General features: G+C 64.2%; 24 protein-coding genes. 12 read left to right on the forward strand and 12 right to left on the reverse strand.

Annotation, left to right across the window (positions count from 1 at the left end):
* The first annotated feature begins 231 nt into the window (after nt 1-231).
* Nucleotides 232-1,341: a cell wall hydrolase gene (locus tag AC2TC0_RS00175; protein ID WP_484715468.1), complete on the forward strand. Its 1,110-nt coding sequence runs from the start codon at nt 232-234 to the stop codon at nt 1,339-1,341.
* Here AC2TC0_RS00175 and AC2TC0_RS00180 read toward each other — a convergent pair.
* The 6 genes from AC2TC0_RS00180 to AC2TC0_RS00205 form a co-directional block, all read right to left on the reverse strand.
* On the reverse strand, nt 1,334-2,089 hold the full coding sequence (locus tag AC2TC0_RS00180; RefSeq protein ID WP_484715469.1) for a hypothetical protein: 756 nt from the start codon (nt 2,087-2,089) through the stop codon (nt 1,334-1,336). The genes AC2TC0_RS00175 and AC2TC0_RS00180 overlap by 8 nt on opposite strands.
* A gap of 35 nt (nt 2,090-2,124) precedes the next feature.
* Nucleotides 2,125-3,828, reverse strand: coding sequence for an ATP-binding protein (locus AC2TC0_RS00185; protein ID WP_484715470.1), 1,704 nt, complete (start codon nt 3,826-3,828; stop codon nt 2,125-2,127).
* Between the two features lie 139 nt (nt 3,829-3,967).
* Nucleotides 3,968-4,735, reverse strand: coding sequence for a TIGR02186 family protein (locus tag AC2TC0_RS00190; protein ID WP_484715471.1), 768 nt, complete (start codon nt 4,733-4,735; stop codon nt 3,968-3,970).
* On the reverse strand, nt 4,732-5,640 hold the full coding sequence (locus tag AC2TC0_RS00195; protein WP_484715472.1) for a sulfite exporter TauE/SafE family protein: 909 nt from the start codon (nt 5,638-5,640) through the stop codon (nt 4,732-4,734). Before AC2TC0_RS00195 ends, AC2TC0_RS00190 begins: the two co-directional genes overlap by 4 nt.
* 87 nt (nt 5,641-5,727) lie before the next feature.
* Nucleotides 5,728-6,858 (reverse strand): hypothetical protein, encoded by a 1,131-nt coding sequence (locus tag AC2TC0_RS00200; RefSeq protein ID WP_484715473.1) that lies wholly within the window; start codon nt 6,856-6,858, stop codon nt 5,728-5,730.
* Nucleotides 6,840-8,258 (reverse strand): glycosyl transferase family protein, encoded by a 1,419-nt coding sequence (locus AC2TC0_RS00205; RefSeq protein ID WP_484715474.1) that lies wholly within the window; start codon nt 8,256-8,258, stop codon nt 6,840-6,842. Before AC2TC0_RS00205 ends, AC2TC0_RS00200 begins: the two co-directional genes overlap by 19 nt.
* Nucleotides 8,259-8,430: 172 nt before the next feature.
* Here AC2TC0_RS00205 and AC2TC0_RS00210 point away from each other — a divergent pair, with 172 nt between their 5' ends.
* The 10 genes from AC2TC0_RS00210 (at nt 8,431) to AC2TC0_RS00255 (ending at nt 13,912) form a co-directional block, all read left to right on the forward strand.
* Nucleotides 8,431-9,114 (forward strand): RluA family pseudouridine synthase, encoded by a 684-nt coding sequence (locus tag AC2TC0_RS00210; RefSeq protein ID WP_484715475.1) that lies wholly within the window; start codon nt 8,431-8,433, stop codon nt 9,112-9,114.
* Complete coding sequence (gene arfB / locus AC2TC0_RS00215) at nt 9,107-9,505, forward strand: alternative ribosome rescue aminoacyl-tRNA hydrolase ArfB (RefSeq protein ID WP_484715476.1); 399 nt, start codon at nt 9,107-9,109, stop codon at nt 9,503-9,505. Before AC2TC0_RS00210 ends, arfB begins: the two co-directional genes overlap by 8 nt.
* A gap of 80 nt (nt 9,506-9,585) precedes the next feature.
* Nucleotides 9,586-9,756, forward strand: a complete 171-nt coding sequence (locus tag AC2TC0_RS00220) for a hypothetical protein (RefSeq protein WP_484715477.1) — start codon at nt 9,586-9,588, stop codon at nt 9,754-9,756.
* A 50-nt stretch (nt 9,757-9,806) separates the two neighbouring features.
* The gene (locus tag AC2TC0_RS00225) at nt 9,807-10,406 is read left to right on the forward strand and encodes an SOS response-associated peptidase (protein WP_484715478.1); all 600 of its coding nucleotides are present in this window, start codon (nt 9,807-9,809) and stop codon (nt 10,404-10,406) included.
* Between the two features lie 70 nt (nt 10,407-10,476).
* Nucleotides 10,477-10,809 (forward strand): PilZ domain-containing protein, encoded by a 333-nt coding sequence (locus AC2TC0_RS00230; protein WP_484715479.1) that lies wholly within the window; start codon nt 10,477-10,479, stop codon nt 10,807-10,809.
* A 39-nt stretch (nt 10,810-10,848) separates the two neighbouring features.
* Nucleotides 10,849-11,223: a fluoride efflux transporter CrcB gene (gene crcB, locus AC2TC0_RS00235; protein ID WP_484715480.1), complete on the forward strand. Its 375-nt coding sequence runs from the start codon at nt 10,849-10,851 to the stop codon at nt 11,221-11,223.
* Nucleotides 11,220-12,365 carry an RluA family pseudouridine synthase gene (locus AC2TC0_RS00240; RefSeq protein ID WP_484715481.1) on the forward strand — a complete coding sequence of 382 codons (1,146 nt, stop codon included), beginning with the start codon at nt 11,220-11,222 and terminating at the stop codon, nt 12,363-12,365. The genes crcB and AC2TC0_RS00240 overlap by 4 nt, the downstream gene beginning before the upstream one ends.
* A 1-nt stretch (nt 12,366) precedes the next feature.
* The gene (locus AC2TC0_RS00245) at nt 12,367-12,990 is read left to right on the forward strand and encodes an FMN-binding negative transcriptional regulator (RefSeq protein WP_484715482.1); all 624 of its coding nucleotides are present in this window, start codon (nt 12,367-12,369) and stop codon (nt 12,988-12,990) included.
* Nucleotides 12,987-13,226, forward strand: a complete 240-nt coding sequence (locus tag AC2TC0_RS00250) for a hypothetical protein (protein WP_484715483.1) — start codon at nt 12,987-12,989, stop codon at nt 13,224-13,226. The genes AC2TC0_RS00245 and AC2TC0_RS00250 overlap by 4 nt, the downstream gene beginning before the upstream one ends.
* Nucleotides 13,223-13,912, forward strand: coding sequence for an ATP12 family chaperone protein (locus tag AC2TC0_RS00255; RefSeq protein ID WP_484715484.1), 690 nt, complete (start codon nt 13,223-13,225; stop codon nt 13,910-13,912). Before AC2TC0_RS00250 ends, AC2TC0_RS00255 begins: the two co-directional genes overlap by 4 nt.
* On the opposite strand, the gene AC2TC0_RS00260 is transcribed toward AC2TC0_RS00255, so the two are convergent.
* The 6 genes from AC2TC0_RS00260 to AC2TC0_RS00285 all read right to left on the reverse strand — a co-directional run bounded on the left by AC2TC0_RS00260 (nt 13,909) and on the right by AC2TC0_RS00285 (nt 19,603).
* The gene (locus AC2TC0_RS00260; protein ID WP_484715485.1) at nt 13,909-14,712 is read right to left on the reverse strand and encodes a crotonase/enoyl-CoA hydratase family protein; all 804 of its coding nucleotides are present in this window, start codon (nt 14,710-14,712) and stop codon (nt 13,909-13,911) included. The two genes, AC2TC0_RS00255 and AC2TC0_RS00260, sit on opposite strands and share 4 nt — an antisense overlap.
* On the reverse strand, nt 14,709-15,329 hold the full coding sequence (locus tag AC2TC0_RS00265) for a DsbA family protein (RefSeq protein WP_484715486.1): 621 nt from the start codon (nt 15,327-15,329) through the stop codon (nt 14,709-14,711). Before AC2TC0_RS00265 ends, AC2TC0_RS00260 begins: the two co-directional genes overlap by 4 nt.
* On the reverse strand, nt 15,329-16,030 hold the full coding sequence (locus AC2TC0_RS00270; protein ID WP_484715487.1) for a glutathione S-transferase N-terminal domain-containing protein: 702 nt from the start codon (nt 16,028-16,030) through the stop codon (nt 15,329-15,331). The genes AC2TC0_RS00265 and AC2TC0_RS00270 overlap by 1 nt, the downstream gene beginning before the upstream one ends.
* Nucleotides 16,030-17,274, reverse strand: a complete 1,245-nt coding sequence (locus tag AC2TC0_RS00275) for a cytochrome P450 (protein ID WP_484715488.1) — start codon at nt 17,272-17,274, stop codon at nt 16,030-16,032. Before AC2TC0_RS00275 ends, AC2TC0_RS00270 begins: the two co-directional genes overlap by 1 nt.
* A 22-nt stretch (nt 17,275-17,296) precedes the next feature.
* Entirely contained in the window at nt 17,297-18,829 is a 1,533-nt protein-coding gene (locus AC2TC0_RS00280; protein ID WP_484715489.1) for an acyl-CoA synthetase, read from the reverse strand.
* A gap of 63 nt (nt 18,830-18,892) precedes the next feature.
* A complete protein-coding gene (locus tag AC2TC0_RS00285; RefSeq protein ID WP_484715490.1) occupies nt 18,893-19,603 on the reverse strand; it encodes a winged helix-turn-helix domain-containing protein in 711 nt (236 codons plus the stop codon).
* A gap of 166 nt (nt 19,604-19,769) precedes the next feature.
* Between AC2TC0_RS00285 and AC2TC0_RS00290 the strand changes: the two genes are divergently transcribed.
* Nucleotides 19,770-21,305 carry a class I adenylate-forming enzyme family protein gene (locus AC2TC0_RS00290; protein ID WP_484715491.1) on the forward strand — a complete coding sequence of 512 codons (1,536 nt, stop codon included), beginning with the start codon at nt 19,770-19,772 and terminating at the stop codon, nt 21,303-21,305.
* The last annotated feature ends 14 nt before the right edge of the window (nt 21,306-21,319 follow it).

Consider the following 21,319-nt stretch of genomic DNA (forward strand, 5'->3'; position numbering starts at 1 on the left):
AAATCTGTCTTAACCTCGGCGATGCGCCTGCACTTCGCCTCGCCCCTGCCCGTCCCGGCGATCCGCCCGACCGCCGCCTATCTTCACAAAAGATACAAAGGATACAGTTTCGCGCGCACCGGCGGTGTCTTTTGTATCCGTAACACCCCCGCCCGCCACCTTGTCCCACCCCGGCACAGCGCGTTTGCGCGGCAACGCTTTGTTCGTCTTTGGCGGCATAATGCTGTCATCATGATTCCCGAGCATCGCTTTTCCCCCGCGACCCCGCTCGCCGCCGCGCTGCCCGGCGTTGATGCCGATGCACCCGCCGCGGCTGCGCCCGGACGCCGCTTCTGGCTGGGGCTCACCGCCGCCGTGGTGATCGGCAGCGCCGCGCTGGTGCTCGGCTCGGGCGCGGGACAGGCCGCGCCCTATGCGGTGACGGTGCCCGTGCGCCTCACGCCCTATGACCCCGCGCAATGGGCGGTGTTCGACGCCGCGAGCACTGAAGCCGCGCTGGCGCTCGATCCCACCCTTCCGCGCCCCGATGCCATCACGCTCGCCGGGGCCGCCGCCACGCCGACGTCGCTGCAATTGCAGGAGGCGGCCTATGTCGGCCCCGCCGCGCGGCCCTATGTGTTCAAGGGCGCAACGCCGCTCGACGCCAGCCGCGCGCAATATTGCCTGACCGCCGCCATCTATTACGAGGCCGCCAGCGAGACCGACAATGGCATGCGCGGCGTCGCGCAGACGGTGCTCAACCGCGTGCGCCACCCCAGCTTTCCCAATACGGTGTGCGGCGTGGTGTTTCAGGGGTCGCAGCGCGCCGGCGTGTGCCAGTTCACCTTTGCCTGCGACGGCGCGATGGCGCGCGCGCCCTCGGCCAGCGGCTGGGCGCGGGCCAGCCGCATTGCCGCCGAAGCGCTGGCGGGCAAAGTCTTCCCCTCGGTCGGCCTGGCAACGCACTATCACACGCAGGCTATCTGGCCGCGCTGGGGCAAGTCCCTCGTCATGACCAACATTGTCGGCGCGCACATCTTCCACCGCTGGCGCGGCCGCTGGGGCACCCCTGACGCCTTCCGCGCGCCCTATGCCGCGCGCGAGCCGGTGCCGGGGCCCTATCTGCCCGTGGCACAGCAAGTGGCGATTTTGGGTAAGGGCGGCGCGGGCGCGCTTGCCGGCGCCGACGCCGCGCCGATGACCCCGCCGGTCGCTGCGACCGCACCCGCGCCGGGGTTCAGCCCCGCCGTGCTGCCATCCGCGCCCGCCGCGGAACCGCGCGGCGCTTACACCGACCCGCGCCTCAGCCAATCGGGCCAGGTGCGCGAGGAATATCAGAAAAGCGGCGAGTGGATTAAGTGACGCCGCCAAAGGTGCGGTCGATCAGCCGGTAAAGCGCCCGGTCATGCGCTTGCAGCGCGCGCGCGGAATTCACCCGCCCATGCACCCCATCGCCGCCGCGCGGGCCGGGGCGGTTGACGCCGAACCAGCTCTGCACCCCTTCGGCCCAATAGGTTTCGGGCGTGGCGCGGGCATAGGTTTGCCGCCACCGCCCCGCCACCAGCGCGCCGTCATAGGCCGCCTGCAAATCGCGTTGGAACGCGGGCTGCTGCGGTTTCAGCACCAGCTCCGCCAGCGAGCCCGCGAGCGCATAGATGAGCAGATTCTCGTCGCCCGTACCGTCGGTCAGATTGGCCTCAGTCGCGACCGCGATCGGCAATTCGGGCGTCGCGCCAAAGCCGCCCCAATAAAGCCGGTCACCATCGGGCCCAAAACGGTCGCCCACCGCGGGCACATCGCTCACCTGCTCGCCGCGCGCTATGACCACCACGGCAAAGCCGCTGCGCCGCAAATCGCGCACCGCCGACGGCGGCAGCTTGGCTAGGAAGCGGCTGAGCGTCACCCGCGCCTTGCGCAGCGTTGCAGGGGCCACCTGCGCGCTGCCCAGCACGGGGATGCCGCGCACCTTGCTGCGCTGGGCGTACCAGCTGCTGGTCGTATCATAGCCGCGCAGCAGCCGTTCGATTTCCGAGTTCGGCGGCGTCCACAGCGTTTCGGCGGCCAGCGTTGTCGGCAGGAGCAAAGCGGCGGCGAGCAAGGGGATGCGCATGATCGGAACTTAACGCAGCCGGGCCGCTACGACAACTACCGCCCCTGGCTGCGCCAACGTTTGACTACGCGGTCCAGGATTTCCATCTCGCCGCCGGTTTCTTTCCACAGCTGGCTGAACAGCGGGTCGCTCGATGCCGGGCGTTTCTCTTCTTCCAGCGTATCGAGGTAGACGCGGATGGGGATCGACACACCTTCGCCGCAAATGATGCATTCGCGGTTGCGCAGCGCGGGGATGCTGTCGATGAAGCCGCGCGCGCCTTCAGGCATCGCCGCTTTCACGAAATGCTGGTCGCGTTCGTTGTTCAGGCGCATGGCGATGATGGTGCCGCACTGCGACAGCACGCCTTCGGCCAAGTCGGACGGGCGCTGCGTAATCAGGCCCAACGAGACGCCATATTTACGGCCTTCCTTGGCGATGCGTTCCAGGATCTTGCGCACCGCTTGGCCCTGACCGACATCCTTGGACGGGATGTAACGGTGCGCTTCTTCGCACACCAGCAGGATCGGGCGCTGCGCCTCGCCGCGCGACCAGATGGCATAGTCAAAGGTCAGGCGCGCGAGCACGGCGACCACCACCGACGTGATGTCAGACGGCACGCCTGACACGTCGATGATTGAAATCGGTTTGCCCTCGGCGGGCAGGCGGAAAATTTTCGACACAAAGGTCGCCATGGTGTCGGCGACCAGCATGCCCGAGAACATGAAGTTATAGCGCGGGTCAGCGCGCATTTCCTCAATCTTGCCCTTGATGCGCATATAGGGCGCGCTGGTTGTCGCCTTGTCGAGCTTGCCCATTTCGGTGGTCAGGATGGCGAGCAGGTCGGACAGAAGATAGGGCACCGGCGAATCGACCGTCAGCTTGGTCATGCCTTCGGCCAGCCGGTTCTTGGCACGCGCGGCGAGCAGGCATTTGGCCAGCACGTCGCAGTCGCCCTGCCGTTCCTTGCCTTCGGACGTGATGAACACCTCGCAATGTTCGGCAAAGTTCATGACCCAATAGGGCAGCGCGATGTTATCGACGTCGAACAGCGCGCCGGTGCCCTTGAACGCGGCGGAATATTCGCCGTGCGGGTCGATCATCACAATATGACCCTCGGGCGCGGCTTCGCAGATGCGATGCAGGATCAGCGCAGCGCTGGTTGATTTACCGGTACCGGTCGACCCCAACAGCGCGAAATGCTTGCCCAACATCGGGTCGATATACAGCGACCCGCGAATATCCTTGGTGGGATAGACGGTTCCAATCTCGACGTGCGGCCGCTCGTCGGCGGCATAGATTTGCTTAAGGTCGCTGGTGGTCGCGGCAAAGACTTGGCTACCCGGCACGGGAAAGCGCGTCACGCCGCGGCGGAAGTTGAAAATGCGCCCGGTCAGCTTCTCTTCATCGCCCTCACCCAGAAAGTCGACCGTGGCGATGATCATGCTGCTGTCGCGCGGGTGTAACTGCTCTTCGCGGATTGAGGCGAGCAGCCACACATTGCCGACGCGAATTTTAACCTGCGCACCGACCTGTCCCGCCATCGCCACCGCCTGATCGCCGGCATCGGCCAGCTTGGTGATCTGCTTGGCGTCGAGCAGCAGCTTGGACGAGGAACCCGATACTTCGATCACTTCGCCTACCAGCAGGTCGTCGCGCGAATAAGCCACGGCTTCGACCGGCGGAGAGGTGGTGCCCAGCTTGATCTGCTGCGCCGGTACGGCGGCTGTTCCTGGGTGAAATCCCTGTCCCATATCCACGACTGCTGGTTCCTTCGCGCTGCTATGTGCGCGCTGAAACTAGGCTATGGATGGTAAAGAATTGGCTTACGCTGACGATGTTTCACCGAAGCGGAAGCGGCACCGGCCCGCTCGGTGTCAGCTCTGCTGAACCATATCTTCAGCGCGTCTTGAACAGGCGCGACGCCGCATAACCCAGCCCGACCGACAAGAGCACCGCGCAAATGCCGTACAGCAGCCCGTTGCGCTGCGCCGCCAGAGCGACAAAGCGCTCGAAACCAGTTTTGCGGATTTCGACCGGGCGCGCCGCCACCGCAATCACCCGTCCGCGCGAGATCAGATAAGTTTCGGCGCGGTACATGCCTTCGGGTACCCGCGCGGGCACAGGAATGCGCGCGCGATAGAGCACGCCGTCGCTAATCTCAACCGCCCGTCCGTTTTCAAAAAACAGCCCCATCCGCCGGTATAGGTCGATCAAGCCCGTCTCAAATCGCACTAGCCGGTCGGGCGCGGAAAAACCCACCGGCGACATTTGCAGATTGGCAAGACCCAGCTCGTAGATCGCCGCCGTACGCTCGTCGATCAACTGCTCGATCGGAGCCGACGACCCGATGGCGTAAAAACCCGGGGCCGAACGTAGCCGCAAACTGTCGGCATTCAGCCAGATTCCCGCGACGCGTTGCTTTTCGCGCAGGATGATCGGCCGCACCGGCCCCTTCAGCACCACGACGATATCGGCCCGGTCGGTTGGCAACCGCTGGCCGGGATAAAGGATCGCGCCGAACAGCAGCAGTTCCTCGCCCGAGAAACTATATTTGATGTCGATGGTGCGGCTCGAAACGTCGGGCACGAGTCGCGGGTCCTGTGCCTGTGCAGGTGCACCCGCCAGCAATCCGAAGATCAATCCAAGAAGCGCCAATGCCCTCATTGCACGGTGTAGATTTCGTCAGGCCGGAACCCCAGCCCCAGCGCCATGCGAAACGCCACCAGTAGCACAATCGCCGCCAGCGCCAGCCGCAGCTTTTCGGGTGGGAGGGCCTGGGCGAAGCGCGCACCGAACTGCGCGCCAACGACCCCGCCGACCAACAGCAATGCGGCCAGAACAATGTCGACCGCGCGCGTCGTCACCGAATGCACGAGCGTCGTCGCCATTGTCACGAACAATATCTGGAACAGCGAGGTGCCGACCACCACCTGCGTCCCCATGCCGAGCAGATAGAGCATTGCGGGGACCATGATAAACCCGCCGCCAACCCCCAGCAGCATCGTCAAAATGCCGGTAACCACCCCCAGCAACAAGGGTGCCAGCGGCGAGATATACAGGCCCGACCGGTAAAAGCGCCAACGCAGCGGCAGGTTGGCGACCACCGGATGGTGCCGCCGCTTGCGCGCAGGTGGCGGCAGGCCCAGTTTCTGCGCTTGGATCGCGCTCCACGCCTCGCGCGCCATCAACGTACCCACCGTGCCCAGCAAAATGACATAGAGCAGCGCGATGACCGTATCGATTTGCCCCCACGCGCTCAGCAGCTCAAACAGCCCGGCGCCGATTAACGACCCTAGCAGACCGCCTGCGATCATCACCCCGCCCATTTGCAGATCGACACCGCCGCGTTCATAATGCGCCAGCGCGCCCGACACGCTGGCCCCTGTCACCTGCGTCGCTGCCGAGGCCGCCGCTACCGTCGGCGGAATACCGTAAAAAATCAGCAGCGGCGTGGTTAGAAAACCGCCGCCCACGCCGAACATGCCCGACAAAAAGCCAACGCCGCCGCCCAGCAGGATGATCACCAGCACATTGACCGACAGATTGGCTACAGGAAGATAGAGGTCCATCGGTTCCGCCAGTTATAGCGGACGAGCGCCCGCTTCGCCTTGGCTCTAGACCATTTCGGCGCGCGTTGGAATCGCTTCCATTGCCGTTCAGAAATCCGCCGCCAGCGTCAATGCCAGTCCGCTGCCCGGCCGTGCGTTACCCGCCACACGTTCGCGCCAATCCAGCGCGATTTGCGCCCCGTGACCCACATCGGGCAGCACCAGCGTCGCGCGTGGCCCGGCATCAATCCGCCGCGCGTCGGGCTGAACTGCCCCGCCCAGCATCGTGCCCAGCGACAGCCGCATGCCCCGGCGCGCCGCCACCTCGCGCTGCACCGTCACCGCGCCATCCGCAAATCCCGCGACCGTGCCATAGTCGGCCGCCCCGGCCTGAGCATAGGCAGACAAGCGGAAATCCAGCGGCAGGGCCCGATTGTCGACTCCGCCAGCGGCATAGATCAGCGTGGTATCACGGCCCGGCCCGGTCACGACCGTTCGCCGCTCGGCATGAATGTCCAGCGGGAGGCTGTTGAACGGTCGCACCGCGACTCCAACGGCCACATCCAGCACATCGCGCCGCCCCGGCGCATGGGCCGCGCGGACATAGGCCCGCAGCAGAAGCGACCGATCAACCAAATAGGTCAATCGCGCTGTCGACTGGCTACCGCCTAGTCGCGTCGCGCTATCCGGCCCCACCGCCGGCGTGCCATCATTGCCCCGCCAATAGCTTGTCACCGCCAGCGACCAGCGCTGGTCCGCTGTCGCGGCAGGCCAGCGCGGCAGCGGTGCCAGCAGCGCGAGCCCGGGCGCAAAATCGCTGCGGCGCGGCGGCAACGACAGCGCGCTGACTGCTGCCGCTGGCCTTGTCCCAAAGCGCTGCAACAGCGCCAAGCGCCAGGCATGGCGCTCCTCCCCCATAAAGCCCGACGCTAAACTCGTCTGAGGAGCCGCCATCCGCGCGACGAGCACGAACGGCGCCGGCTCGGTCGTGGCCGGCAGCGGAGCTCGTGGCATTGTTGTCGCAGCAAGTGGCTGCTCGGGCAGCGGCATGACTTCTTGACGGACAAAGTCCGGCGAACGCGCGAATGGCGAGACCTGGGGTGCCGGGCCAATGGCGCCGGGGAATTGGCTCGCCAGCCGTATCAGTACCCACAGCAGCAGCAGCAACAGCAAAAAGCGCGGCCCCCGCGCCCGCCATAACGGCAAGGTCAGCACCGGCATCATCGGATTTTCTGCCATTGGTCGCTGTGAATGACCGCGCGATGCTCAGTTTTGTCCCACACCAACTCGTGCGTCCGCAATTGGCGCAGATACAGAATCAGGGCCCGGCGCGCGGCCAACATGTGGATAACATTGGCCAAAAAGGCGCGCGGCATGGCCAGCAATCCCTGCTGCCACCCATAGACGGCGGTGGTGAACATCAGCCGCATCGCCAGCCGCCACAGCATCAGAAATATATTCCCGCCCAACAGCGTCATAAGCGTTGGCGACAATGGCTTGCTGTCCCACCAGCCCATCAGCTCGCCGCTGCGGACTATCCCCGCCAAAATCAGGCTCAGATAGCCGGCAAGGATAATGATTGCCACCAGCGGCGCGCGCCGGTCACGCCACAGCATCCAGCGCGTCATCCAGCGCGGACCATTTACCGGCGCGACTTGCCCGCGCGACCTGCCGGCACTGCCCGTCCAGTCCAACCGGTCCCATCCAGCCAGCGCAATTCCGGCAATCCAGCGGCCCTTTTGCCGGACGCATGCCTCCAGGGTCGCGGGAAATTCGCTGCGCACGGCAATCCGCGACCCGTCATGGCCGCGCGCCTCAACAAAGCGACAGGTTTCGCCTCGCGCAGCCAGGATCAACCCCAGCTCATAATCTTCGGTCAAGCTATCGGCATGAAATGGCCCATCCCCTCGCTCAAGCGCCAGCAGCGCCAGCGCCTGCCTCGCAAAGGCACAGCCGACACCTGCCGCCGGCAGGCCCGCAGCGGCCGCGCTGCGCAGCGGCAATTCCTTGCCATGGGCCTCGGCAAATTCATCGGCATAATGCGCAGCCACCGGCCCTTGACCGGGCCAAAGCAGCGGCTGAACGGGGATCTGCACCATCGCCGCACCCGGCAATTCGCGCCGGAATAATTCGATTTCCTCGGCGTGCACCCGATCTTCGGCATCGTGCAACACGACCGCTGCGAATCGCCACCCTTCCGCCTGCTCGTCGGCCTCCATCGCGCGCCATATACGGTTCAGATTGTCGGCCTTGCTGGTCGGCCCCGGCTGATCGCCAATCACCAACCGCAACGAAGCGTGGTTCGCCACCCGCGCACTCACCGCAAAAATTGTTTCGGCATCGTTCGGATAACAGCCGACATAGATGCGTACATCCTGCCCCGACCAGGCGCCAAGCATGGCGTCGAGCGTGCCGGGCAGCACCGCCCATTCGCGCCAGGCTGGAATGAATATGGCAATGACCCCCTTCAGAGGGGGCGCCGAAGCTGCGCGTCGGTTGCGCCGGTCGCGACTAAGCCATAACAGATCGAACAACAGATCTTCGAGGCCCAGCAACAATATGCCAACGGCGGCCAGCAGCACGATTTCGTGCTGGACCAATTGCAGGACCAGTGCGACCCATTCGGTCGAGAGCTCCACCAAGTGCCCCCTGTTTGCCCTACGTCACATTGCCCGCAACGCGGTCGGGACATGAACGCAATGGCAAACCTAGCGTCGCCTCATGCCAAGTAAAGCGTTTGCGATACACATTTTTTTCGGGACAGAGACGAATATTGGTCAAAGCACAGTGAGCGGCCTATAGCGCGTCCCCATGCTCACCGACCGCATATTGTTCATCGATGGCGAAGCTATCGTGCTCGACAAACCCGCCGGCTTGCCAGTGGATGCGCCGCGCGATGGTTCCATCAGCCTGGAGAACCATCTGCAGTCGTTGACCTTTGGCTTCAAGCGCTGGCCGGTGGCTGTGCACCGGCTTGACCGCGACACATCGGGCTGCTTGCTGCTCGCGCGAAATCCCAAGGTCGCGGGACGCTTCACCCGCGCTTTTGAAGAGCGGGGCGTTGCCAAATCCTATTTGGCGATCCTGTCTGGCATCCCCACAGCGACCGGCGGCACGATCGACTTGGCCCTGCGCAAGATTTCCAGCGCCGAGCAGGGCTGGCGAATGGTCGGCGCTGGAAATGGCACGCGCGGCGCAAAGTCCGCCATCTCGCACTGGGAATTGCTCGCGCAGCATGACGGCCAGGCGCTGGTACGTTTTCGCCCCGAAACCGGCCGCACGCATCAGCTGCGCGTCCATGCGCTTGAGGCGCTGGGCCATGCTATTGTCGGCGACCCCGTTTATGGCAATGGGCTGGGTGCGGCGCGCACCCTGCTGCACGCCGAACGCATCGAATTGACCCGCGAAGCGAAGCCTTCGGTGGTGGCGGCGGCCCCCTTTCCCGCTGATTTCGCCGCGCTTGGCTTTACCGCGCCCGAGCCAGCCCATGGCTGAGCTCCCCGAACATCTGATATCCGAGCGCTTCTTGGCGGGGTCAGGGCCGGGCGGCCAGAATGTCAACAAGGTTGCGACCGCCTGTCAGCTGCGCATCGATGTTTATGCGCTGGGGTTGGACCCAGAGGTGTTTCGGCGGCTCAAGAGCTTGGCTGGGGGCAAGCTGACCGCAGGCGGCGAGTTGCTGATCACTGCGCGCCGGTTCCGCACACAAGAGGCGAACCGTGCTGACGCGCGGACGCGCCTCGCCGCGCTGCTCGATGCCGCCCATGTGCGCCCCGAACGCCGCATCAAGACCCGCCCGAGCAAGGCTGCCAAAGCCAAACGGGTCGAAAGCAAAAAGGCGCGTAGCCAGATCAAGGCGGGCAGGGGCCGGGTTCAGCACGACTGATTCTTGGTCGGCGGCAAAGCCTTGTTAACCAGAATAGAATAGGGCGGGCCGCGAAATACTTCTTGTCGCGGAGGGCCGCAGTGACCGATTTGTTCCGTTCCATCCTGATGGGTCTCGGCTGCCTGTCGATCCTAAGCTTTGTCGGTTGCTCGATGCTCGGGGCCGGCGCCATCGTCGCCGCCGACCGCGCCATCGACCGCGCGGAAAAAATCGAAGCCGAGAACGACCAAAAAGGTCCGTGGGACAAGTAGGCCCGCGCGCCGCTTGACTCCGTCCGCGCGCCAGCAATGCTGCGCCGTCCATGTGCAACCTTTATCGCCTCGACGCCCCGGCCAACCAGATTGCCGCGCACTTCGGTGCGGAAGCGGGCGATGACCCATGGGCGGGCGGCTACGTCTCACCAAAACGTCCCGGTCCTGTTGTTGTAAGCAATGGCCAACCCGGTGGTGTGCGGCGACTGGTCCCCATGCTCTGGGGTTTTCCGCCCCCGCCGCAGGGCCGCGCCCCGGTCACCAATGTCCGCAACCTCACCAGCCCGTTCTGGATCGGCACGCTGCGCCACGCCGAGTTGCGCTGTCTGGTGCCGGTCACCGCCTTTCAGGAATGGTCCGGTGAGAAAGGGGCAAAGCGCCAGCACTGGTTCGGCCTTCCCTCGCAACCGATTTTCGCGTTTGCTGGGATTTTTCGCCATACCGACGACTGGCCCTGCTTTGCCTTCCTAACGTGCGAGCCCAACCGACTCGTCGGGGCCTATCACCCCAAGGCCATGCCGTTGATTTTGCATGCTGAGGATTATGACGACTGGTTAACCGGCGAATGGAATAAAGTACAGGCGCTGGCCGTTCCCTTCCCGTCGCAGCTCATGCAGGTCGCCGACACGCCAGAGCGTCTATGCCGTTAACGCTTGATCTTTACCCGGAGGAAACCATTGCTGGCGCACTATATTAGCACGGGTCAACCGGGAGCCATGCGTGCCTGACCAAAAGTACAAGACCGCAATCGCATCCGATACGCGCCGCTCAAAGCGGGTGCGGATCACCGCGCGCGCGCGATTTCGCGAGGTCGGGGCCAATCCTTATGAGGTGGAAATCGACGATCTGTCGGCCACCGGCTTTCGCATGATCAGCTACACGCGCCCGCGCACGGGCACCCGCATTTGGGTGACGCTGCCTGGGCTACAATCATTGGAAGCGGTGGTGCGCCGGACCCAAGGCAATAATCACGGCTGTGAATTCACTCAGCCGCTGCACCCCTCGGTGGCCGCACACCTGCAGTCGCTGCTGAAGGCGCGCAAAGCGGATTGAATTTTGCCAGCACCGCGCTTTCCCGCTAGGGCGCGGGACATGCAGCAAATCTTTCTCGTCATGGTTGGCGGTGCCGTGGGGGCCGGGGCGCGATTCGGGCTTGCCCAATGGGTCGCGACCCGATTTGCCTACAGCTTTCCTGTCGCCACGCTGGCGGTGAACATTGTCGGTTGCTTTATCATGGGAATGCTCGCCGCTTGGCTAGCCCGTAGCGCAGCGGGTGAGGCGCTGCGACTGTTTGTCGGCGTCGGCATGCTCGGCGGCTTCACAACCTTTTCCGCCTTCAGCCTCGATTGGTGGATGCTGATGGAACGCGGTGCGACCGGCGCGGCGCTGGCCTATGTCGCCGCTTCTGTGATCGGCGCGCTCGCCGCCTTTGCGCTCGGCCTAATGCTGGTAAGAGCCCTTACATGAGCGCGACGGACCCGATTATCATTGCCGACGAAGACGACGGCATCCGCCTCGACCGCTGGTTCAAGCGCCACCGCGAGGGCACCCCGCACGCGCTGCTCGCGCGCTGGGCACGTTCGGGGCTGCTCACCCTCGATGGCAAAAAGGCCGATGTGTCGGACCGCATTGCCGCCGGCCAAGTGCTGGTTGCGCCGCAGCCGCCGGCCCCCGCAGCTCCGCGTCCGCGCGCGTCGCGTGCACCGCTCAGCGATGCCGACATCGCCTTTGCCGAAACGCTGGTCATCCACCGCGACGCCAGCGCGCTGGTGCTCGACAAGCCGCCGGGTCTTGCGACGCAAGGCGGGACCAAGACCAGTGAGCATGTCGATGGTCTGCTCGATGCCTTGAAGGGGGATGCTCCGGTAAGGCCCAAACTGGTTCACCGGCTCGACAAAGATACGTCGGGCGCGCTGCTGGTTGCGCGCACTCCGCGCGCAGCGGCCTTTTTCTCCAAAGCCTTTTCCAACCGCAGCGCGCGCAAAACCTATTGGGCCATTGTGGTCGGCGTGCCAGCGGTCGAAGCGGGCGAAATCAACCTGCCCCTCGCCAAACAGCCCGGTACCGGCGGCGAGAAGATGCATGTGAGCGAGGCGGCGGGGCAGCCCGCACTCACCCGCTACCGCGTGCTAGACCGCGCGGGTAATGAAGCGGCGTGGGTTGAGCTGCATCCGCTCACCGGGCGCACCCATCAGCTGCGCGTCCATATGGCTGCCATTGGCCATCCCATTGTTGGCGACGGCAAATATGGCGGCAAGGCAGCGTTTCTGACGGGAACGATCAGCCGCAAATTGCATCTTCACGCCCGCCGCCTGCGAATCGACCATCCCGATGGCGGCAAGCTCGACATTGCTGCCGAGCTGCCTGACCATTTCGCCGCCAGCATGGCGTCGCTTGGTTTCGACCCGGTGCTCGGTGACACTCCCGACCCCGGCGAGATCGCCGCTGCGGTTGCCCCGCGCGCTATCGCCAAGGTGAAAGCCAAAGCGCACGCCAAACAGCTGCGCAAAGCACGGCGCGGCGAACGGCGCGGTCGCGCCGAGGTGAAGGCTTCCCGCCCCGGCAAGCCGCGCAAGCCGGCACCGAAGAAACCACCCAAGAAGCCCTGACATGCATCCCAACCCCGCTTTCCGCCCCAAGGACGAAGACATCGCCGCATTGCTGGTGCGCGAGATTGGCTTTGCCGCGATATTCCTGACCACGCCCGACGGCCCGCGCGTCGCGCATGTGCCGGTGTTGCTCGCTGCCGACGACCGGACGTTGCGCTTCCACCTCGCGCGCGGCAATGCGCTGACGAAGCATCTGGATGGTGCGACGGCGCTCGCAGTGGTGCAGGGGCCCGACGCCTATGTCAGTCCGGCTGACTATGGCGACGATGCCCAAGTGCCGACATGGAATTATGTTACCGTCGAGCTGGAAGGTCGGGCGCGCCAGACGAGCCGCGATGCGCTCATCACCCTGCTTGATGATGTTTCAGCGGCGCACGAGGGCCGCATCGCCGCCGACCCACCATGGACGCGCGCCAAGATGGACCCGGCGCAGTTCAGCCGCATGGTCGACGCGATCATCGGCTTTGAAATTGACGTGACCGCGTGGCGCACAACGCTCAAATTGTCACAGAATAAGGCGCCTGACATGGCAAGCCGCGTCCAGACGGCGCTCGCCGCGCGCGGCCATGGTGCCTTGGCGCAACTGATGCAGCATCTGACCCCGCTCAAGGATTACCGGCCATGACCCCCGACGAACGCGAAGCCCAGGCCCGCAGCCGCTATTTTGTGCTCGCAGCGCTGCGGCTGTTCGGTGCGCTGATGATTATGGCCGGCTTTGTGCTCATCATGGGCCGATGGGAATTGGCCGGCGCAGATGTGGACCGGTACATCGGTATTGTTTTCGTGCTGGTGGGCGCGTTTGACTTTGCCGTTGCGCCCATGCTCTTGGCGCGCAACTGGAAGCGCGAAAACGACCGGTGAAGCGGTTCTGGAAGGAAGCGGGCGTCGCCGCTGACGATGCGGGCTTTGCCGTTCAGCTCGATGGCCGCGCCGTGCGCACGCCCGCGCGCGCGCCGCTGGTGGTGCCCGCACGGCCGCTGGCCGAAGCCATTGCCGCCGAATGGGCAGCGCAGGGCGAAGCGGTGGACCCGCGCGCCATGCCGCTCACTGGCCTGGCCAATGCCGCCATCGACCATGCCGCCCCGGACCCCGCGGCTTTTGCCGCAACCCTGCTGCCCTATGCCGAAACCGATCTGCTATGCTACCGAGACGACCGCGACGCGGTTTTGGCAGCCGAGCAGGCGGCGGCGTGGAATCCGTTGTTGGCATGGGCCGAAGCGCGCTGGGGTGTTGAATTCATGCTGGCACAGGGCATTATCCATGTCGCCCAGCCTTCTGCGACAATTGCCCGGATGCAATCTGCTGTCACCGCACTCCCGCCCTTCCGCCTCGCCGCGCTGTCCCCGCTCGTGACAATCGGCGGCAGCCTAGTCGCCGCGCTCGCTGTCGAAGCCGGCGAGCGCGATGCTGCCGGGCTGTGGCCAGTGGTTTGCCTCGACCAACTTTATCAGGAGCGCCGCTGGGGCCATGACACCCAGGCTGCCCTGCAGCGCGCCGCGCATGAGCGCGACTGGCTGAATGCAGCGCAATTTCTGAGCCTGCTCTAATCCACAAACACCGGCGGGCGTTTCTGCATTTCCGCCAACACCGCTTCGATCTGGTTGGGCTTGCGGATGACCTTGATCTGTTCGTCGCTTTCGGCCTGTAACAGTTCAGCGTCGCTTGCATCGGCCAGCATGTTGCACAGCCGCTTGGCACCGCGCACCGCGTGCGGATTCTTGTTGGCGATCAACCGCGCCAGCTCCATCGCATGGGCCAGCGGATCGTCCGACACATGCGTGGCAAAACCCAGCGCCTTGGCCTCGGCCCCTGAAAATTCGCGGTTGGTATAGATCATCTCGCGCAGGACATCGTCGGCGACCTGCGTGCGCCACAGCGCCATACCCGCGACATCGGGCACCAGTCCCCATTTCATTTCCATGATCGCAATGCGCGTGTCTGGGTGGACGATGCGGATGTCGGCGGCCGCCATGATCTGGCTGCCCGCGCCAAACGCCACGCCATGCACCGCCGCGATCACCGGCACTGGCAGGTCGCGCCAGCCCCAGGCGACATATTGCGCATGATTGGCGATGCCGCGGCTGCGGTCCGCCAGGCTGTGCCCGGTGCTGCTGGTGCCAGGGTCGCGATCGCCCGCCATGCTGGCAAGGTCAAGCCCCGCGCAAAAGGCGCGGCCTTCACCGGACAGCACAACCACGCGCAGCCCGGCCATGGCCTTCAACTGGTCGACTGCCCCCGCAATCGCCTCCCATTGCGCTGCATCGAGCGCATTCATTTTGTCGGGACGGTTGAAGCGCACATCGGCTATGCCGCCGTCCAGCATGGTGATGGTAACTCGCTCGCTCATGCTGTGCCCCTCATCAGTGCCGCCTCGACCAGCGGCAATTGGTCGTTCCCAAAATACATGTCATTGCCACCCACAAAGATGGTCGGCGAACCATAGCCGCCGCGCGCGATCAGCTCGTCGGTGTTGACGCGCAGCCGCGCCTTAACCGGGTCGCTGGCGCTGGCCAGCAGCAGCGCCGCGCCGTCGAGGCCCACAGCATTGGCCGCCGCTACCAGCATCGCGGGGTCGTCGAGATTTTCCTGCCGGTCGAAATAGCCGGCAAAGGCCTCGCGCGTGAAGGCCGCCAGCGCCGCCTGATCCTCCTCCAGCGCGCAGCAAAAGCGCATCGCCGCCACGCTTTTCGCTGGATGATAAATAGAAGGGAAGTTCATCGGCACGCCCGCCAGTGCGGCCCAATCCTTTAGCACCTTCCAGCTGTGCTGCAGCCGCCGGTTGTCGCTTTGCTCGCGCGCGGCATAGACAGCCGGATTGACCGCATTGAACACGCCGCCCACCAAAATCGGGCGCAGCACTGCGTCAGAACCGGTCCGCTCCCGCACCCCCTCCAGATTGTGAAAGGCAAGGCACGTCCAGGGACTCGATAGGTCATAGAAAAATTCGATGCGCGGGATTGGCATCAGCTTTTGATCCCGAACAGAATCTCGCGAGCCTTGGCCTCGTCTTCGGGCGCACGGTTGCGCCACTCCTTGTGCAGCTCCATGCCCGTCAGCACGGCGGGGCGCTGGCGCAATTTTTCAAACCAGGCATCGACATAGCCAAATTCGCTGCGATCGATGTCACGTGCTTTGGTCGTTGCGACCCACGGAAAGATTGCCATATCGGCGATGCTGTATTCGCCTGCGACGCAGTCGCCGGTCTTGGCCAGCTGACGGTCGAGCACGCCCAGCAGCCGTTTGCATTCCTTGTCATAGCGGTCGATCGCATAGGCAATCTTCTCGGGCGCATAGAGTTTGAAATGGCCGTCCTGCCCGAACATCGGCCCCAGCCCGCCCATCTGCCACATCAGCCATTCGGTCACGCGCACCCGGCCGCGCAGGTCACTCGGCATAAACTTACCTGTCTTGTCAGAGAGATAGAGTAGGATTGCGCCAGTTTCGAACACGCTGATCGGCGCACCGCCGCCCCCAAAGCGCTCGGGCGGATCGTCATCGACAATCGCGGGCATGCGGTTGTTGGGGCTGATCGCCAGAAATTCAGGCTTGAACTGGTCGCCTGCGCCAATGTTCACCGGAACGACGCGATAGGCGAGGCCCATTTCCTCCAGCGCGATGCTGATCTTCCAGCCGTTGGGGGTAGGCCAGTAATAAAGATCAATCATCAATAACGCTCCAGCTGGACCGGCAAATATTTGTACCCATGCACGAAGCACGCCGGCACCCGTTCGGGTTCGCCCACCGCCTGCACGCGCAGCCGGCGCTTCGCCAGCTGCTCAAGCAACACCACCAACTGCACCTCGGCGACGCGCGCGCCGACACAGCGGTGGATGCCATAGCCGAACGACAGGTGCCGCCGCGCATTGTCGCGATCGACGATAATACGGTCGGCATCGTCGAACAGGCTCTCGTCACGGTTGGCCGAGATGTACCACAGCACGACCTTCTGTCCTTTCTTCATGCGCGCGCCATCGACTTCGGCATCCTCGGTCAGTGTGCGGCGCATATGCGCCAGCGGGGTTTGCCAGCGGATAATCTCGCTCACCGCATTGGGAATGAGCGAGGGGTCTGCCTCCAGCTTCGCGCGCTCTTCGGGAAATTGCGACAGGCCATAGGCAAAGCCCGACATGGTGTTGCGCGTGGTGTCATTGCCGCCAACGATCAAAAGGATGAGATTGCCAATGAACTCGCGCTCGTCCATTTCCTTCATTGCATCGGACTGCAGCATGATCGAGATCAGATCTTTGCCGGGCGCCTGCAACCGCTGCTGCCACAATTGGGCAAAGGCGCCGCCCATTTCGGTCATCGCCTGGTTGCGAATCTGGATGCCGCCGGGGCGCCGGATCAGTTCGACATCGCCGCCGATATCCGACCATTCAGTCAGCTTATGACGCTCCTCCCAGGGGAAGTCGAATAGCTTGGCCAGCATACCTGTCGTCAACTCGATCGACACGCGCTCGACCCAGTCAAACGCCTCGCCAATCGGCAGCGTGTCGAGCAATGCCGCCGTGCGTTCCTCGACCTCGGCCTTCATCGCTGCAACCTCGCTTGGCCCGAATGCCGGTGCGACCGTGCGGCGCTGCCCGGTGTGGATCGGCGGGTCTTGCGCGATGAACATCGGCAGGCGCATTTCGCCTTCGATCAGCTTATCGGGGTCAAAGGCCACCGATATGCCGCCATATTCCCAGCTTGATGAGAATATCTTGGGCAGCGCCTCAATCTGGACAATCGGCTTATAGGTCGCAACCGACCAATGCGGCCCGAAATAGCTGTCGGCGACAAAGTGGATCGGCGCCTCGGCACGGTGACGGCGGAACGGCTCCTGCCAGCGATCTTCGGCATAAAGCGCCGGATCGGTCATGTCGAAAGGATCGGAAACGATCCGCTCGGCCAGCAATGCTTCGGTCATCTGCCTCTCCCCTCCCGGCTCCTCAGCCGGCCACCTGATCCTTCGCCCAATATTGATCGCGCAGCAGCCGTTTATACAGTTTGCCGGTGTCGTGCCGCGGCAGCGCTTCCAGAAAATCGATACGACGCGGGATTTTCACGCCCGACAGCTTTTCGCGGGCAAAAGCGATCAGCTCGGCGCGGAAATCATCGGTCGCATCAGCCATGTCAGCGGGCTGGATCACGGCAATTACTTCCTCGCCCATTTCCTCGTGCGGGCCGCCGACCACGGCGACGTCCGTCACCTTGGGGTGTGTGACAAGGTGGTTCTCGATTTCCTGCGGATAGATATTCACTCCGCCCGAAATGATCATGAAGCTCTTGCGGTCGGTCAGATAGAGGAAGCCTTCATCATCGACCCGCCCGACATCGCCCAGCGTTGACCAGCCCTTGGAGTTGCGGCTCGATTTGGTCTTCTCCGGGTCACCATGATATTCGAAGCTCTGGTCGCTTTCGAAGAATACCGTACCTTCCTGCCCGACCGGCACTTCGGTTTCATTGTCCTCACCCATGATATGGACCGTGCCCAGAATTGGCCGCCCCACTGTGCCCTGATGCGTCAGCCAGTCATGGCTGTTCACATAGGTCATGCCGTTGCCCTCGGATCCGGCATAATATTCCAGCAGCACCGGCCCCCACCAGTCGATCATCGCCGCTTTTACCGGCACCGGGCAGGGCGCGGCGGCATGGATCGCCGATTTCATTGACGACACATCATAACGCGCGCGCACATCATCGGGCAGCTTCAGCATCCGCACAAAATGTGTCGGCACAAACTGGCTGCTGTTGCATTTATACCGCTCGATGGCCGCCAGCGCACCTTCGGGATCAAACTTCTTCATCAACACCACCGTGCCGCCCAGCCGGTGGATAGTCATCGACCAGCGCAGCGGCGCAGCATGATACAGCGGCGCAGGCGATAGGTAGATGCTCTCACTGTTGATCCCGAATACCATCGAGGCGAGCGCAACCAATGCATTGGGCGCGTCGATCGCCGGCTCGGCGGGCAACGGCACGCGGACCCCTTTGGGCCGCCCCGTGGTACCTGACGAATAGAGCATGTCCGTTCCCGCACGCTCGTCAGCAATGGGAGTCGCCGGCATATCCGCAACCGCATCTTCCCAGCTGACAAACCCTGCAATCTCGCCGCCGAGCGAAAAGCGTTCGACCTTTGCGGTCAGCGCCAGCGCGGCGTTGCCCAGGCTGGCCGAAACCACCAGCATCTTTGCGCCGCTATTTTCCAGAATATAGTCGGTCTCGTCCTGCGTCAGCCGCGAGGAGATGCACACATAGCGCAGCCCCGCACGCTGCGCGCCCCACACCAGCCCGTAATAATGCGGCGTGTTGTCGAGCATGAAGGCAACGACATCCTCATGGCCCAGGCCGTGCGCGCGGAGCAGGTGGGCGGCGCGGTTCGACGCCGCGTCCATGGCAGAATAGCTGATAGTTTCGCCCGTTTCGGCAACGATGATCGCCGCCTTGTCCGGGTGCGCGCGCGCGTGAACGCTGGGGTGCATGATTCGTCTCTCTCCGCCCTTTTTTGTGCTTGGGGCAAATGAGTAGCGGACGGAAACTCATCGTCAAGCGCGCCCCGACCGCTCTGCGCCGTCGCGGCGGGAGCGCAGGCCATAGCCATGGCCACGCACCGTCATCAGCATGGGCCAGCCAAAGCCGCGGTCCACTTTGGCGCGCAGCCGCGACATATGCACCTCGATGCGGTTCGTGCCGGGATCAAAATCAATCTTCCACACCGCGCGCCACAGCGCGTCGCGGGAAATGATGCGGTCGGGCATCCGCGCCAACCGCGTCAGCAGGTCAAATTCGCGCAGCGGTAGCGCGATGGGCTGACCAAGCCGCGTTACCCGCCGGTCGATCAGGTCGATGCGCAGCTCGGCACATTCCAGCCGCCCCGATGTCAGCCGTTGCCGCCGCAGCAAGCCGCCAACACGCGCCAACAATTCGCGGGCGTCGCCGTTCCATGCCAGCGCGTCATCGGCCCCCGATTGCAAGGCCGCCAGTCGCTGTTCAAGCGAATTGCCCTGGGTCAGCGCGATCAACGGACGCACCCCCGCCACGGCCCGCGCCAGCGCCACCAGATGCACCGGCTCTTCCCAGCCGCCAAAGGGGGCGATCAGCAGCGCGTCATAGGGTTCGTCAAGCCACGCCCGCATGCCGGTGACCGGCGCAGGCAGCACGCCTGCCCGCCAGCCATGCCGTTCCACCGCCGCGAGCAAAGCGTCGCGCTCGCCGGCGGAAGGGTGAAAAATGGCCAGCTGAGCTTTGCCGGACATGTACTGAAACGTCACACATGGGTCGGACATAAGCTTCCTTCTGCGGCTAGGACAACGACAACAGGCCAACCTATCGCGCGGCAGGGCGCACCGCCATGCTGCACCGTTTCGTCAGCGAAAGTGCGGGCGATTTGCCACGCCGCGGCTTGCTGGTTATGCCCGCTGCATGACCGATGCCGCCACCTTGCTCGCCAGCGACTTTGCCACTCTGCCCGATCTCGTTCGCGCCCATGCCAACGAGCGAGAGGCTGCCGCCGCGGTTGCCGATGCGGCGGGTCGGCTTGTTTGGGGCGAACTCGACGCGCTGGCCGACCGCATCGCGGCGCGGCTCCAGCGCGACGGCGTCACGATCGGGACGCGCGTCGCCATCGCCGGACTGAACAGCACCGCGCAGGTCGCGGTTATAATCGGCACGTTACGCGCCGGGGCCTGCGCCGGCCTGATCACCAACAGCGCAACGGGCGAACAAATGGCGGCAATGGTGCGCGACACCGGCGCGGCGCATCTGTTTCTTGATGCCGCCGCTGCGGCCAGCCTCGACGGCCATGACACCAGCGCGGCCGTACGCATCGCCATGGATGGCTCGGCGGCAGGCGAAGCGCTCGCCGACTGGATGGCCCCCGCCGGAACCGCGCCCACGTCCGTTGCCATCACCCCCGATGATGAATTCAATATCATCTATTCTTCTGGAACCACCGGCACGCCCAAAGGCATTGTCCACACCCACGGCATGCGTTGGCAGCATATCATGCGCGGCGTTCCGGCCTATGGTCCGGCGGCAGTAACCATCCTCTCGACCCCGCTTTATTCCAACACCACCATGGCGAGCTTCCTGCCGACGCTCGGATCGGGCGGCAAAGTCGTGCTGATGCCCAAATTCGACGCGCGCGGCTTCCTCGAACTGGCGCAGCGGGAGCGCGCAACCAATTGCATGCTCGTGCCAGTGCAATACCGCCGCATCATGGCGCTACCGGACTTCGACGTATTCGACCTGTCGAGCTTCGTGATGAAATACTGCACCTCCGCCCCCTTTGCGGCTGAGCTCAAGGCCGATGTGCTCGCCCGCTGGCCCGGCGGCCTCGTCGAAATTTATGGCATGACCGAAGGCGGCGGCGTGTGTCTGCTCGAGGCGCATAGATATCCGCACAAGCTCGCTACCGTCGGCCAGCCCGCACCCGGCCATGACATGCGCGTGATCGACGAGGACGGGAACGAGCTGCCCCCTGGCTCGGTCGGCGAAATTGTCGGGCGCTCGCCCGCGATGATGAAGGGCTATAACAACCGCCCTGACGCCACTAGCGCGATGCACTGGCACGATACCGACGGCAACCTGTTCTACCGCCATGGCGACATTGGCCGCTTTGACGAGGACGGCTTCCTGACGCTCATGGACCGCGCCAAGGATATGATCATCTCGGGCGGGTTCAACATCTTCCCCAGCGACCTTGAAGCCATCCTGCTCGCCGACCCGCGCGTTGTCGAAGCCGCCGTCGTTGGCGTGCCGAGCGAAGAATGGGGCGAAACGCCGGTCGCCTTTGTGGTGCTGAAAGAAGGTGATGCCGAAGCTGTCCGCGCCGCGTGCAACGCGCAGGTCGGCAAAACCCAGCGCCTTTCGGCTATCACGCAGGTTAATGAGCTGCCACGCAGTCCTATTGGCAAGGTGCTCAAGCGCGAACTGCGTGACGCCTATGCAGCCAGTTAACCCGCCCCTTCAAG

This window comes from Sphingopyxis sp. sgz302558 (genome assembly GCF_057220455.1).